General features: G+C 68.5%; 12 protein-coding genes. 8 read left to right on the top strand and 4 right to left on the bottom strand.

Annotated elements, in window-relative coordinates; all coding sequences use genetic code 11:
* Positions 1–58: 58 nt before the first annotated feature.
* Both ACQY9S_RS11305 and ACQY9S_RS11300 read right to left on the bottom strand, forming a co-directional pair.
* On the bottom strand, positions 59–955 hold the full coding sequence (locus ACQY9S_RS11305) for an SDR family oxidoreductase (RefSeq protein ID WP_428419807.1): 897 nt from the start codon (positions 953–955) through the stop codon (positions 59–61).
* Between the two features lie 45 nt (positions 956–1,000).
* Entirely contained in the window at positions 1,001–1,741 is a 741-nt protein-coding gene (locus ACQY9S_RS11300; RefSeq protein ID WP_428419806.1) for an SDR family oxidoreductase, read from the bottom strand.
* 152 nt (positions 1,742–1,893) lie between these two features.
* On the opposite strand from ACQY9S_RS11300, the gene ACQY9S_RS11295 reads away from it, so the two are divergent.
* Complete coding sequence (locus ACQY9S_RS11295; RefSeq protein ID WP_428419805.1) at positions 1,894–2,787, top strand: LysR substrate-binding domain-containing protein; 894 nt, start codon at positions 1,894–1,896, stop codon at positions 2,785–2,787.
* Between the two features lie 163 nt (positions 2,788–2,950).
* Entirely contained in the window at positions 2,951–3,796 is an 846-nt protein-coding gene (locus ACQY9S_RS11290) for a DUF3014 domain-containing protein (protein WP_428419804.1), read from the top strand.
* A 211-nt stretch (positions 3,797–4,007) separates the two neighbouring features.
* Here the strand turns inward: ACQY9S_RS11290 and ACQY9S_RS11285 are convergent, their stop codons facing one another.
* A complete protein-coding gene (locus ACQY9S_RS11285; protein ID WP_428419803.1) occupies positions 4,008–4,706 on the bottom strand; it encodes a GntR family transcriptional regulator in 699 nt (232 codons plus the stop codon).
* A 169-nt stretch (positions 4,707–4,875) separates the two neighbouring features.
* On the opposite strand from ACQY9S_RS11285, the gene scpA reads away from it, so the two are divergent.
* The 6 genes from scpA (at position 4,876) to ACQY9S_RS11255 (ending at position 13,494) form a co-directional block, all read left to right on the top strand.
* Entirely contained in the window at positions 4,876–7,035 is a 2,160-nt protein-coding gene (gene scpA, locus ACQY9S_RS11280) for a methylmalonyl-CoA mutase (RefSeq protein ID WP_428419802.1), read from the top strand.
* A 4-nt stretch (positions 7,036–7,039) separates the two neighbouring features.
* Complete coding sequence (meaB, locus tag ACQY9S_RS11275; protein ID WP_428419801.1) at positions 7,040–8,053, top strand: methylmalonyl Co-A mutase-associated GTPase MeaB; 1,014 nt, start codon at positions 7,040–7,042, stop codon at positions 8,051–8,053.
* Between the two features lie 66 nt (positions 8,054–8,119).
* Positions 8,120–9,652 (top strand): acyl-CoA carboxylase subunit beta, encoded by a 1,533-nt coding sequence (locus ACQY9S_RS11270; RefSeq protein WP_428419800.1) that lies wholly within the window; start codon positions 8,120–8,122, stop codon positions 9,650–9,652.
* A 20-nt stretch (positions 9,653–9,672) separates the two neighbouring features.
* Entirely contained in the window at positions 9,673–11,700 is a 2,028-nt protein-coding gene (locus ACQY9S_RS11265; RefSeq protein ID WP_428419799.1) for an acetyl-CoA carboxylase biotin carboxylase subunit, read from the top strand.
* Positions 11,701–11,707: 7 nt separating this feature from the next.
* The gene (locus ACQY9S_RS11260) at positions 11,708–12,172 is read left to right on the top strand and encodes a VOC family protein (RefSeq protein WP_428419798.1); all 465 of its coding nucleotides are present in this window, start codon (positions 11,708–11,710) and stop codon (positions 12,170–12,172) included.
* A 365-nt stretch (positions 12,173–12,537) separates the two neighbouring features.
* Positions 12,538–13,494: a GGDEF domain-containing protein gene (locus ACQY9S_RS11255; RefSeq protein WP_428419797.1), complete on the top strand. Its 957-nt coding sequence runs from the start codon at positions 12,538–12,540 to the stop codon at positions 13,492–13,494.
* A 32-nt stretch (positions 13,495–13,526) separates the two neighbouring features.
* Here the strand turns inward: ACQY9S_RS11255 and ACQY9S_RS11250 are convergent, their stop codons facing one another.
* A complete protein-coding gene (locus ACQY9S_RS11250; RefSeq protein WP_428425692.1) occupies positions 13,527–13,991 on the bottom strand; it encodes a DUF1854 domain-containing protein in 465 nt (154 codons plus the stop codon).
* Positions 13,992–14,027 lie beyond the last annotated feature (36 nt).

Below are 14,027 nucleotides of genomic sequence, written 5' to 3'. Positions count from 1 at the left end.
CCGGGGTCGACCGGGCCGCCGTCGCGCACGACGCGGGCGATCCGGCGCCGGCGGCGGTTCACGCCGCAACGACCGTGGGCCGCAACAGATCGGCGATGCCGATGCGTCGTGCGAAATCCTCGCGGACGCGTTCGGCGACCTCGGTCACGGCGCCTGCACCGTCGTCGAGGAAGTCGATCACCGAACGGAACGGGCGCTCGCCGTGCGGTAGCCCGACGATGCGCGCGATCTCGTCGGCCACGGCCTGCGGGTCGGCATGCTCTGGCATCAGCGCGCCGAGGCGCGCGCCGACCTGGTCCATCAGGCCGTCGTAGCGCGAGTAGGCCGCGACGGTCGCCGCGTCGGCCGGCTTGCCCGCGTTCGGGAAATGGGCGGTGCCTTTCGTGAACGCGCCGGGGACCACGATCGAGGTTTCGATGCCGAAGCGGGCCACCTCGTAGGACAGCGTGATCGCGAGCGAATCCATCGCCGCCTTCGCAGCCGCATAGGGCCCCAGGAAGGGCGGGAAGCCGCCGCGCGCCGTGGTGCTGCTCACCCACAGCAGCAACCCCGCTTGCTGCGCGCGCATGAAGGGCAGCGCCGCCTTGTTGACGCGCTGCGTGCCGAAGAGGTTGGTGTCGAACACCGCGACCATCTCGTCCGGGGTGAAGGCTTCGGTCGGCCCGAGCACGAGGTGGCCGGCGTTGTGGACGACGACATCGAGCCGGCCTTGCTCGCCGACGATGTGCTGCACGGCCTGGTCGGCAGATGCCTGCGACAGCACGTCCAGTTCGACGGCCCGCAGGTCGTGGCCTTGCGCGTAGCCCCAGTCGCGCAGTTCGCGAACGCGCGGCGCGTTGCGCCCGGCGATGTCGCGCATGCTGGCGTAGACGGTGTGGCCGGCGGCGGCGAGAGCGCGCGCGGTGAGATGGCCGATGCCGGTGGAGGCGCCGGTCACGAGGATGACGGATTTCATGGTGTGTCCTTGGGTCGGTGGCTGCCTGGGGTCCGTTGCGTGGGATCAGACGATGCCGCCGTTGACGCGCAGCGTCTGGCCATTGATCCAGCCGCCGTCGCGGCCGACGATCAGTGCCACGGCGTTGGCGATGTCTTCGGGCGCGCCGAGCCGCTCCAGTGGTGCGGCCTTGGCCATCCGGTCGATGGTCTCGGGTGACTTGCCGTCGAGGAACAGCGCGGTCGCCGTGGGCCCCGGCGCGACGGCGTTGACGGTGATGCCCTTGCCGCGCAATTCCTTGGCGAGGATGTTCGTCATCACCTCGATCGCGCCCTTCGATGCCGCATACACCGCATAGCCGGGCAGGCCCAGACCGATCACGCTGGTCGAGAAGTTGACGATGCGTCCACCGGTCTGCAGCCGGCCGGCCGCCTCGCGCATGGTGTTGAAGCTGCCCTTGACGTTCACCGCGAACAGGCGATCGAAGGTCTGGTCATCGGTCTCGGCGAGCGGCGGCAGGCCGGCCGGCATGATGCCGGCGTTGTTGACCAGCACGTCGATGCGGCCGTAGGCGCGCACGGCTTCGTCGAACAGGTGGCGCACGGCGGCCGCGTCGGCGACATCGGCCTGCACCGCGATGGCCCGTCCGCCGGCGGCGGTGATGGGATCGACGACCTTGGCGGCTTGCGCCGCATTGCCGGCGTAGTTGACGACGACCGCGTAGCCGTCCTGCGCAAGACGCTTGGCGATGGCGGCGCCGATGCCGCGCGAGGCGCCGGTGACGATGGCGACCTGGGGGGTGTTCATGGCTGTGCTCCTGATCGAAGGGGGGCTGGTCCGGGTCCGCCAGCGATTCCGGCGGGTCGGTGAAGCGAATTGTTCTGTAGGTGAATGAATAGATAAATGCACTAAAGTTGGCAGGACTATCCAAAAACAGAAAACAATGGGGGCCCCTCCGCATGGACCGTTTGGACGCGATGCAGGTGTTCGTTCGCATCGTCGAACTCGGCAGCTTCACCAAAGCGGCCGACGAACTGCAGCTGCCCCGTGCGACGGTGACGCACGTCATCCAGCAGCTCGAACGACGTTTGGGCGTGCGACTGCTTCACCGCACCACGCGGCAGGTGAGCGCGACGCTGGACGGCGAGGCCTACCACCGGCGCTGCCAGCGCCTGCTGGCCGACGTCGAAGAGGCCGAGTCGGCCTTCAGTCAGTCGGCAGTCAAGCCCAAGGGGAAGTTGCGCGTGGACCTGCAGGGCACGCTCGCGATGCATTTCCTGCTGCCGCACCTCGGGGGCTTCTTTGCCAGCTACCCCGACATCGAGCTCGAGATCGGCCTCGGCGACCGGCTCGCCGACCTGGTGCGTGAAAGCATCGACTGCGTGCTGCGGGCCGGCGAGCCGCGCGACTCGAGCATGGTGGGACGGCGCGTCGCACTGCTCGAGCAGGTGACCTGCGCCAGCGCGGCCTACCTCGACACGCACGGCGAACCCGCGACGGCCGAGGCCTTGCGGGCGCACCGGGCCGTCAACTATGCCGGGGTCAACGGCAAGGTCTATCCCTTCGAGTTCGTCGTCAACGGCCAGCCGCGGGCCATGCAGCTGCGGGGCTCGGTGACGGTGAGCCATGCCGATGCCTACGTGGCCTGCTGCGAGGCCGGTCTGGGGCTCGTGCAGCTGCCGCGCTATCACGTCGAGCGCCAGCTGGCCGCCGGCACGCTGAGAGAGGTGTTGCCGCAATGCCGGCCCGCCCCGATGCCGGTCACGTTGCTCTACCCGCACCACCGGCAGCTGTCGCCGCGCGTGCGCGTCTTCGTCGACTGGGTGGCCGACCGGATGCGGCAGGGCGCATGATGCGCCGCGTCGCTGTTGCGCCGTGCTGCCCGGCTTGCCAATCGGACCAGGAACTTCCGGGCCGTGCGCTCGTCCACCGCGAAGGCGATCCGCCGGCCTGCGGCCGTTGTGCAGGCAAGCCGCCGCCCGCGGGCCGGCGGGTGTCCAAACCGGGGAGACAGGCATGAACAAGTTGATCTACGGCGTGGCCCTGCTGGCCTTTGCCGTGGCCGTGGGAGGCCTGGTGTACTGGCGCAACCGCGTGCCGTCCCAGGTCCCCGCCGTGGTGCCGCCGCCGGCCGAGGTGGCCGCGCCGCCGGAAGCGGCCTCGGCGCCTGCAGAGCCGGCCATCCGCCATCCGATCCCGGCGTCCGCACCCGAAGACACGGGGAGCGCCGCGCTGCCCGCGCTGGCGCAGTCCGACCCCGTTGTCCGGTCCGCCCTGGTCGAGCTGTTCGGTCGCCAGTCCGTGCTGTCCTTCCTTCAGCTCGACGGCTTCGCGCGCCGCGTCGTGGCCACGGTGGACAACCTGGCGCGGCCGCATGCGGCGCCGCGGCTGTGGCCGGTCAACCCGATGCCGGGTCGTTTCAGCGTCGAGCCCGGGGCCGGGGGGGAGGTGATCGGCGCGAGCAATGCCGCGCGCTACGCGGCCTTCGTGTCCTTTGCCGAAGCCACCGACACCGGCCGTGCGGTGGCGCTCTATGTGCGGCTGTACCCGCTGTTCCAGCAGGCCTACCAGGAGCTGGGCTACCCGCGCGGCTACTTCAACGACCGGCTGGTCGACGTCATCGACCACCTGCTGCAGACGCCGGAGCCTGCGGGCCCGTTGGCAGTCGTGCTGACCGAGGTGAAGGGTCCGGTCCAACCGTCGCGGCCCTGGGTGCGCTACGAGTTTGCCGACCCGACGCTGGAGGCGCGATCGGCGGGGCAGAAGATGCTGTTGCGAATGGGGCCGCAGCAGAGGCAGGGCCTGAAGGCGAAGCTGGTGGAGATTCGCGCGCAGATCACGCGTGCACCGGCTGGGCGGTGAGCTTGTCCGGGAGTTGAGTCGTCTGCGCGGGCACCGCGCCGGGCCGCTGTGTTGCGTTCATGTCCCCCAGGCCGGGCGCCGCCCGGCCTTCCTCCTTTACTTCACTCCACACAGCGGCCCGTCACGGCGCTTCGATCTACCGGGGTGTGCTGGGGTTGGAAAACCTTCGCATGCCCGATGGCCTGGTCAGCAGTGCGCCCCAGACAAGCTCTCAGCGCATCGCCGCCGCCTCTTCGCCGTTGGCGAGATGCTGTCGCATCAGCCGCTGGGCCTGCTCGGCATCGTGCGCGCGCAGCGCGGCCATGAGCTGGCGGTGCTCGTTCAAGGAAGCTTCCAGGCGGCCCTGCTTGAACAGCGAGTGGTGGCGGTTGAGCTTCATCACCTTGCGCAGGTCGGCAACCATCTGCACGCGCCAGCGGTTGTCGGCCAGTTCGAGCAGGCGCAGGTGGAAGCGCTCGTTGGCGGCGAAGAAGCGGTCGCGGTCGCCCAGGTTGAGCTCGAGTTGCTGGTGCAAGGCTTCCAGTTCCGCCAGCTGTTCGGGTGCGATCCTCGCCGCCACCGCGGCCGCAGCGTCGCTTTCGAGCAGCGCGAGCAGGTGGAACACCTCCGACAGGTCGCGCGCCGACACCTCGGTGACATAGGCGCCACGGCGCAGCTTCATCGTCACCAGGCCCTCGGCGGCCAGCACTTTCAGCGCCTCGCGCAGCGGCGTGCGGCTGATGCCGTACTCGACGGCGAGCGCTTTCTCGTCGATCCAGCTGCCCGGCGCGAGCCGGTGCGACAGGATGCGCGTGCGCAGGGCCTCGGCAACCTGTTCGTACAGCGCGCGGTCGGGCAGCGCGCCGGCATCGTGGCCGGCCGGCGTGCGGTCCAGGACGGAGCTGGTGAGTGAAACGGTCGGTTCGGGCATGGGTGCCTGGCGGCTGCCTTGGTGCAGTGCACACAAGGCGTGTTTGTAATTCAGTTTTGAATTATGATCGTGACTCAGCTCGTCGTCCAGCCCGAACCACCGTGCCGGATGCGCGCCGCGCCCGTCGCAGCGGCGCTTTGCACACCGTTCACCGCAGGAAAGAGTCGCCATGTCCGATCGCCCCGTACTTTCGCCCGAGGATCTGGCGGCCTGGCACAAGGCCGCCGCGAAGTCGGCCCCCGGCGGCGACGTGTCGGCGCTGAACTGGGTCACGCCCGAGGGCATCACCGTCAAGCCGCTGTACACCGCGGCCGACCTTCAGGGCCTGCCGCACATCGACACGCTGCCCGGCTTCGCGCCCTACCTGCGCGGCCCGCAGGCCACGATGTACGCGGTGCGGCCCTGGACCATCCGCCAGTACGCCGGCTTCTCGACCGCCGAGGAATCGAACGCCTTCTACCGCAAGGCGCTGGCCGCCGGCGGGCAGGGTGTGAGCGTCGCCTTCGACCTGGCCACCCACCGCGGCTACGACAGCGACCACCCGCGCGTGACCGGCGACGTCGGCAAGGCCGGCGTGGCGATCGACAGCGTGGAGGACATGAAGATCCTGTTCGACGGCATCCCGCTCGACAAGGTGTCGGTGTCGATGACGATGAACGGCGCGGTGCTGCCGGTGCTGGCCGGCTACATCGTCGCGGCCGAAGAGCAGGGCGTGAGCCAGGACCAGCTGAGCGGGACCATCCAGAACGACATCCTCAAGGAGTTCATGGTCCGCAACACCTACATCTTCCCGCCCGAGCCGAGCATGCGGGCCATCGGCGACATCATCGAGTACACGGCGCAGAACATGCCGCGCTTCAACTCGATCTCGATCTCCGGCTACCACATGCAGGAGGCCGGCGCGAACCAGGCGCTGGAGCTGGCCTTCACGCTGGCCGACGGCAAGGAGTACGTGCGCACCGCGCTCGCCAAGGGCCTGAGCGTCGACGAGTTCGCCGGCCGCCTGAGCTTCTTCTGGGCGATCGGGATGAACTTCTACCTCGAGATCGCCAAGATGCGCGCCGCGCGCCTGCTGTGGTGGAAGATCATGCAGGAGTTCGAGCCCAGGAACCCGAAGAGCCTGATGCTGCGCACCCACTCGCAGACCTCGGGCTGGAGCCTGACCGAGCAGGACCCGTACAACAACGTGGTGCGCACCACCATCGAGGCGATGGCGGCAGTGTTCGGCGGCACGCAGAGCCTGCACACCAATGCGCTCGACGAGGCGATCGCGCTGCCCACCGAGTTCAGCTCGCGCATCGCGCGCAACACCCAGCTCATCATCCAGGAAGAGACCCACATCACCAACGTGGTCGACCCCTGGGCCGGCAGCTACATGATGGAGAAGCTGACGCAGGACATGGCCGACGCCGCCTGGGCCATCATCGAGGAGGTCGAGGCGATGGGCGGCATGACCAAGGCGGTGGACTCCGGCTGGGCCAAGCTCAAGATCGAGGCCAGCGCCGCCGAGAAGCAGGCCCGCATCGACTCCGGCAAGGACGTGATCGTCGGCGTCAACAAGTACAAGCTCGGCAAGGAAGACGCGGTCGACTTCCTCGACATCGACAACGTGAAGGTGCGCGACAGCCAGATCGAGCGGCTCGAGGCGATCCGCGCGCGCCGTGACTCGGGCAAGGTGCAGGCCGCGCTGGACGCGCTGACACAATGCGCCGAATCGGCCCAGGGCAACCTGCTCGACCTGAGCGTCAAGGCGATCCGCCTGCGCGCCACGGTCGGCGAGGTGTCCTCGGCGCTCGAGAAGGTCTGGGGGCGCCACCGCGCCGATACGCAGAAGGTGACCGGCGTGTACGCAGCTGCCTACGACTCGGCCGAAGGCTGGGAACAACTCAAGACCGAGATCGCCGCGTTCGCCGACGACCACGGCCGCCGGCCGCGCGTGATGATCGCCAAGCTCGGCCAGGACGGCCACGACCGTGGCGCCAAGGTGGTGGCCACCGCCTTCGCCGACCTCGGCTACGACGTCGACATGGGTCCGCTGTTCCAGACCCCCGACGAATGCGCGCGCCAGGCGATCGAGAACGACGTGCATGCGATCGGCGTGTCCACGCTGGCCGCCGGCCACAAGACGCTGGTGCCGGCCATCGTGGCCGAGCTGAAGAAGCAGGGCGCCGACGACATCATCGTGTTCGTCGGCGGCGTGATCCCGCGCCAGGACTACGACTTCCTCTACGAGGCCGGCGTCAAGGGCATCTACGGCCCCGGCACGCCGATCCCGGCCTCGGCGAAGGACGTGCTCGAGCAGATCAAGAAGGCCATCGCCGCCCATTGAGCCGATGGCTGCCGTCCCCGACCAGACGCTGATCGACGGCGTGCTCGGCCCGGCCGGGCCGGTGCAGCGCCGCGCCATCGCCAAGACCATCACGCTGCTCGAGTCCTCGCGCGAGGACCACCGGCTGCGCGCCGACGAACTGATCAACACGCTGCTGCCGCACAGTGGCCGCTCGCTGCGGCTGGGCATCTCGGGCGTGCCGGGGGTCGGCAAGTCCACCTTCATCGAGAGCCTGGGGCTGTTCCTGGTGGAGCGCGGCCACCGCGTCGCGGTGCTGGCGGTGGACCCGTCGTCCAGCGTCTCGGGCGGCTCCATCCTCGGCGACAAGACGCGCATGGAGCGGTTGTCGGTCGACGAGCGCGCCTACATCCGCCCCAGCCCGGCCTCGGGCACGCTGGGCGGCGTGGCCGAGAAGACGCGCGAGGCCATGCTGGTGGCCGAGGCGGCGGGCTACGACGTGGTGATCGTGGAGACCGTCGGCGTCGGCCAGAGCGAGATCGCGGTGGCCGGCATGACCGACATGTTCGTGCTGCTGCAGCTGCCCAATGCCGGCGATGACCTGCAGGCCATCAAGAAGGGCGTGATGGAGCTGGCCGACCTGGTGGTGATCAACAAGGCCGACCTCGACGAGGCCGCCGCGACGCGCGCGCGGGCGCAGATCACGTCGGCACTGCGGCTGCTGGGGCAACACGGCCACGCCGACCGCGCGGCGCACGACGCGATGTCATGGCATCCGCAGGTGCTGCAGCTCAGTGCGCTCAAGGGCGCGGGGCTGCCCGAGTTCTGGGCCAATGTCGAGCTCTTCCGCGAGCTGCAGAAGCAGAGCGGCCGGCTCGCCGCGCGCCGCCACCAGCAGGACCAGGCCTGGATGTGGGAGCGCATCGAGACCGGCCTGAAGGCGCGCTTTCGCAACCACCCACGCGTGCGCGAGGCGCTGGCCGCCACCAGCGCCGAGGTGCGCGCCGGCCGCCTGGCGGCTTCGGTCGCAGCGCGCCGGCTGCTCGACCTCGCCGACTGATCCCCGCGAATCTTTCGCTGCTTCGTCCCACCCGACACATCCATTTAGGCCGAGAGGACCACCGACATGCACGACATCATCGAAGAGCTCAAGCGCCGCCGCGCCCGCGCCCGCCTGGGCGGCGGCGAAAAGCGCATCGAAGCGCAGCACGGCAAGGGCAAGCTCACCGCGCGCGAGCGCATCGAGCTGCTGCTCGACGCCGGCACCTTCGAGGAATGGGACATGTTCGTCGAGCACCGCTGCACCGACTTCGGCATGGCCGACAACAAGATCCCCGGCGACGGCGTCGTCACCGGCTACGGCATGATCAACGGCCGCCTGGTGTTCGTCTTCAGCCAGGACTTCACCGTGTTCGGCGGCGCGCTCAGCGAGGCGCACGCCGAGAAGATCTGCAAGGTGATGGACCAGGCGATGAAGGTCGGCGCGCCGGTGATCGGCCTGAACGACTCCGGCGGCGCGCGCATCCAGGAAGGCGTGGCCTCGCTGGGCGGCTATGCCGAGGTGTTCCAGCGCAACGTGATGGCCTCGGGCGTGGTGCCGCAGATCAGCCTGATCATGGGGCCGTCGGCCGGCGGCGCCGTCTATTCGCCGGCAATGACCGACTTCATCTTCATGGTGAAGGACAGCAGCTACATGTTCGTCACCGGCCCCGAGGTGGTGAAGACGGTGACGCACGAGGAAGTGACCGCCGAGGAGCTGGGCGGCGCGACCACCCACACCACCAAGAGCGGCGTCGCCGACATGGCCTTCGAGAACGACGTCGAGGCCATCCTGATGCTGCGGCGCTTCTACAACTACCTGCCGCTGAACAACCGCGAGAAGGCGCCGGTGCGCCTAGGCGGCGACCCGGCCGAGCGGCTGGACTATTCGCTCGACACGCTGGTGCCGGACAACGCCAACAAGCCCTACGACATGAAGGAGCTGATCCTGAAGGTCGCCGACGACGGCGACTTCTTCGAACTGCAGCCCGAGTACGCGAAGAACATCCTGATCGGCTTCGCGCGCATGGAGGGGCAGACGGTCGGCATCGTCGCCAACCAGCCGCTGGTGCTGGCCGGCTGCCTGGACATCAAGAGCAGCATCAAGGCCGCGCGCTTCGTGCGCTTCTGCGATGCCTTCAACATCCCGGTGGTGACCTTCGTCGACGTGCCGGGCTTCATGCCCGGCACCAGCCAGGAGTACGGCGGCATCATCAAGCACGGCGCGAAACTGCTGTATGCCTACGCCGAGTGCACCGTGCCCAAGGTCACCGTGATCACGCGCAAGGCCTACGGCGGCGCCTACGACGTGATGAGTTCCAAGCACCTGCGCGGCGATGTCAACTTCGCGTGGCCGAACGCCGAGATCGCGGTGATGGGCGCGAAGGGCGCGGTGGAGATCATCTTTCGCGAGGACAAGGGCGACCCGGCCAAGCTGGCTGCGAAGGAGGCCGAATACAAGGCGCGCTTCGCCAACCCGTTCGTCGCCGGCGCGCGCGGCTACATCGACGACGTGATCCAGCCGCACGAAACGCGCAAGCGCATCTGCCGATCGCTGGTGATGCTGCGCGACAAGAAGCTCGAGAACCCGTGGCGCAAGCACGGCAATATTCCTCTTTGACGCGGCGAGGGAACGACAGCATGTTCACCAAGATCCTGATCGCGAACCGCGGGGAAATCGCCTGCCGCGTCATCAAAACGGCCAAGAAGCTCGGCATCGCGACGGTCGCGGTCTATTCCGAGGCCGACCGCGACGCGCGCCACGTGGAGCTCGCCGACGAATCGGTGCTGCTCGGGCCGGCACCGAGCCGCGAGTCCTATCTGGTGGCCGACAAGATCATCGCGGCCGCGAAGCAGACCGGCGCGCAGGCCATCCACCCGGGCTACGGCTTCCTGTCCGAGAACGAGGACTTCGCGCGCCGTGTCGAGGAAGAGGGCCTGGTCTTCATCGGCCCGAAGCACTACTCGATCGCTGCGATGGGCGACAAGATCGCCTCGAAGAAGCTCGCCAACGAGGCCCGGGTCAACACCATTCCCGGCTGGAACGACGCGATCGAGTCGGCCGAGCGCGCGGTCGAGATCGCGAAGGGCATCGGCTACCCGGTGATGATCAAGGCCAGCGCCGGCGGCGGCGGCAAGGGCCTGCGCGTGGCTTTCGACGACAAGGAGGCCTTCGAGGGTTTCTCGTCCTGCCGCAACGAGGCGCGCAACAGCTTCGGCGACGACCGTGTGTTCATCGAGAAGTTCGTCGAGGAGCCGCGCCACATCGAGATCCAGGTGCTGGGCGATGCGCACGGCAACGTGGTCTACCTGCTCGAGCGCGAGTGCTCGATCCAGCGCCGCCACCAGAAGGTGATCGAGGAGGCCCCCAGTCCCTTCATCAGCGACACCACGCGCAAGGCGATGGGCGAGCAGGCCGTGGCGCTGGCCAAGGCGGTGAAGTACCAGAGCGCGGGCACGGTGGAGTTCGTGGTCGGCAAGGACCAGAGCTTCTACTTCCTCGAGATGAACACGCGGCTGCAGGTCGAGCACCCGGTCACCGAATGCATCACCGGGGTCGACCTGGTCGAGCTGATGATCCGCGTGGCCGCCGGCGAGAAGCTGCCGTTCGCGCAGACCGACATCCGGCGCAACGGCTGGGCGATGGAATGCCGCATCAACGCCGAGGACCCGTTCCGCAACTTCCTGCCATCCACCGGCCGCCTGGTGCGCTACCAGCCGCCGGTGCAGACGATGGAAGCCGCGTTGCCGATGCCGCCCGACGGCGGCGTGCGGGTGGACACCGGCGTCTACGAAGGCGGCGAGATCCCGATGTACTACGACTCGATGATCGCCAAGCTCATCGTGCACGGCCGCGACCGGCTCGACGCGATCGCGAAGATGCGCGAGGCGCTCAACGCCTTCGTCATCCGCGGCATCAGCAGCAACATCCCGTTCCAGGCAGCGCTGCTGGCGCACCCGAAATTCGTCGCCGGCGACTTCAACACCGGCTTCATCGCCGAGCACTTTCCGAAGGGCTTCAAGGCCTCGGACGTGGTGCACGAGGACCCGGACTTCGTTGTCGCGCTGGCCGCAGCGGTGAACCGCAAGTACCTGGCGCGCTCGGCGGCGATCAGCGGTCAGCTGCCCGGGCACGGCCTGCGCATCACCGCCGACTACGTGGTGCGGGTGCGCGGCGAGCAAGGCGCGGCAAGCTACCGGCCGGTGCACGTGCAGGCGAACGGTTCGGTGAACGTGACGGTCGATGGCAAGCACTACCAGTTCGAGAGCGACTGGCGCTACGGCGAGGTGCGCATCGGCGGCAGCTGCAACGGCAAGCCCTTCACCGCCCAGGTCGAACGCCAGGGTCTTGAACTGCGCATCAGCCACAACGGCTTGCGCATCGACGTGCTGGTGCTGTCGCCGCTGGCCGCCGAGCTGCAGAAGCTGATGCCCTACAAGGCGCCACCCGATACGAGCAAGTTTCTCCTCGCGCCGATGCCGGGCCTGCTGGCCGACGTGGTGGTGAAGCCCGGCCAGACCGTGGTGGCCGGCGAAAAGCTTGCCGTGGTGGAGGCGATGAAGATGGAGAACATCCTCATCGCTGCGCAGGACGGCACCGTGGCCGAAGTGCTGGCCGGCAAGGGCGAGAGCCTGTCGGTCGACCAGCCGATCATCCGTTTCGCGTGAGGTGGCGATGAGCAGCAAGCCCTTTCGCATCCTCGGTCTGCAGCAGATCGCCATCGGCGGCCCCGACAAGCAGCGCCTGCGCGCGCTGTGGGTCGACATGCTCGGCCTGGCGGTCACAGGCCATTTCGTCTCCGAGCGCGAGAACGTCGACGAGGACATCTGCGCGATGGGTCGCGGCGCGCACGCGGTCGAGGTCGACCTGATGCAGCCGGTCGATCCGGACAAGAAGCCCGCGGTGCATGCCACGCCGCTGAACCATGTGGGCCTGTGGGTCGACGATCTGCCGAAGGCCGTCGAGTGGATGACGGCGAACGGCGTGCGCTTCGCCCCGGGCGGCATCCGCAAGGGCGCGGCGGGCCACGACATCTGCTTCATCCACCCGAAGGGCAACGACGAGTTCCCGGTGGGTGGCGAGGGCGTGCTGATCGAGCTGGTGCAGGCGCCGGCGGAGGTGGTCGCAGCGCTGGGCTGAGCGCGTGGCGATCGCGTGCCGGTCCTTGCAGTGCGGCCCCTGGATGCTCTGCTCGGGCCAGCTATCGGCGGATTCCCGTCGCGTTGGCGGCGCGCCTTGGTAGACTCGTGTAACCGAGAGGGCAGTGCCGGCACCGTGCCGCCAGCCTTGCACTCGAGGTTGCAGCACGGGTCCGGGAGGGAGGCGAACCGACGTTGTTCGGCGCCCAGGCCGGTGTTGTGTCCGCCGGCGTGCAGTGCGCGCGGGGCGGCGATGCGAACCAAAGCACGGCGGCCAACAAAGAAGAAACGCTCGCAGTGATTTCAGGAAACTACCCCGACAGTGTCGAGCGGAGCAGCGAACTTCTGCGTCTCGCGCTTCCACAGATGGCCAGGCATTCGGTGGCCTTGCACCCGATCAACTATGCCGTCTGGTACGAGTGCGTTTCAGGGCGAAGCGGTGAGTTGAAGGCGGAGATCGAGCGGCTGACCGCCGATGGCCGGGCGCTGACCGAAGCGGATGTCACGCGGCTGTTCAAGAAGTTCGTCGCCCCGGTGGGACTCGAGACCTCGGAGCGTGTCGCGGAGAGCGCCCGGCGCATCCTTCAGGGCATGGAGCAGTCGGCGCTGGAGGCCACGGATCGCACCTCGGCCTTCGACCAGTCGCTGTCGCAATGGCAGGCCGAACTCGACCGCGAAGCGCGCGACAGCACGGCGCTGCAGGAGGTGGTCGACAGCACGCGCCAGATGACCGATGCGGTGCGCCAGCTCCAGAGCCGGCTCGATGTCAGTCAGAAGGAGATCGCACAGCTGCGTGCCGAGGTGGCCGCGGTGCGCAGCGAAGCGCAGTCGGACAGCCTGACCGGCCTGCACAACCGCCGCTCCTTCGAGCAGCACGTCGCGAAGTTCCTGGCCGATCGCCAGTCGGCCATGTCGCTGGTGCTCGTCGACATCGACCACTTCAAGCTGGTGAACGACACGCACGGTCACCTGTTCGGCGATCAGGTGCTGATGGCGGTGGCGCGCGTGCTGAGGGAGAGCCTGCGCATCGATGACATTGCGGCGCGCATCGGCGGCGAGGAGTTCGCCCTGCTGCTGCCGTCGACGCCGCTCAAGGGGGCGGTCGAACTGGCCGAGCGCATCCGCACCGCGATCGCCGGCAGCCGCATCCGCCGCCGCAACAGCGAACAGCAGGTCGGCCAGATCACGGTGTCGCTCGGCGTTGCCGATCTGTGGCCGACCGACAACGGCGAGAGCTGGTTCACGCGCGCCGACGAAGCCTTGTACACGTCGAAGCGCGAAGGCCGCAATCGCGTGACGGCGCCTTCGTTGCAGCACCGCTAGTTCGCGTCCCTGCCGCCCGGGCGCCGGGTTTTCTAGAGGAAGCGTTCCAGCAGTTTCTTCGAGCGCCGGTCGAGCGCGAGCCGATCGCGCACGAGGAACTGGATGCCGTGGCTGTCGACGACCAGCAGGGCGCCGCGGCCGAGGCGGCGGATGTCCTCCTCGCCCTTGAGCACGAAGCTCGTGTTGCCGCGATCGGTCCGGACCGTCCAGGTGCTGGGCGTCGAGAACGTCGATACGCTCACGATCTGCTCGATCTCGGGCGTGAACTCGCGGCTTGCGAGTTCTTCCTCGACGAGCGCGCGCGCGCCGGCCGGCAGCGCGCTCAGGTGCTCGATCCACTGCAATTCGCGCCCGTCGGTGCCGACGATCGACAGGCCCTCGTCGGGTGCGGCGATCGGGAAGGCCCGCACCGGCACCACGCCGTCGTGAAGCACCCCGTCCGGCGTCGTCAGCACGAGCCGACCGAAGGCGTTGCGTTCGATGTTCAGCGCGCTCATGGGAGTACCTTCGGTGCTGCGCACCTCGGTGCGGGC

It is taken from the genome of Methylibium sp., from assembly GCF_965279545.1.
Taxonomy (GTDB): domain Bacteria; phylum Pseudomonadota; class Gammaproteobacteria; order Burkholderiales; family Burkholderiaceae_C; genus Methylibium.
The sequence above is the reverse complement of the archived record's forward strand: the minus strand, read 5'-3'. Positions and strand labels throughout refer to the sequence as shown.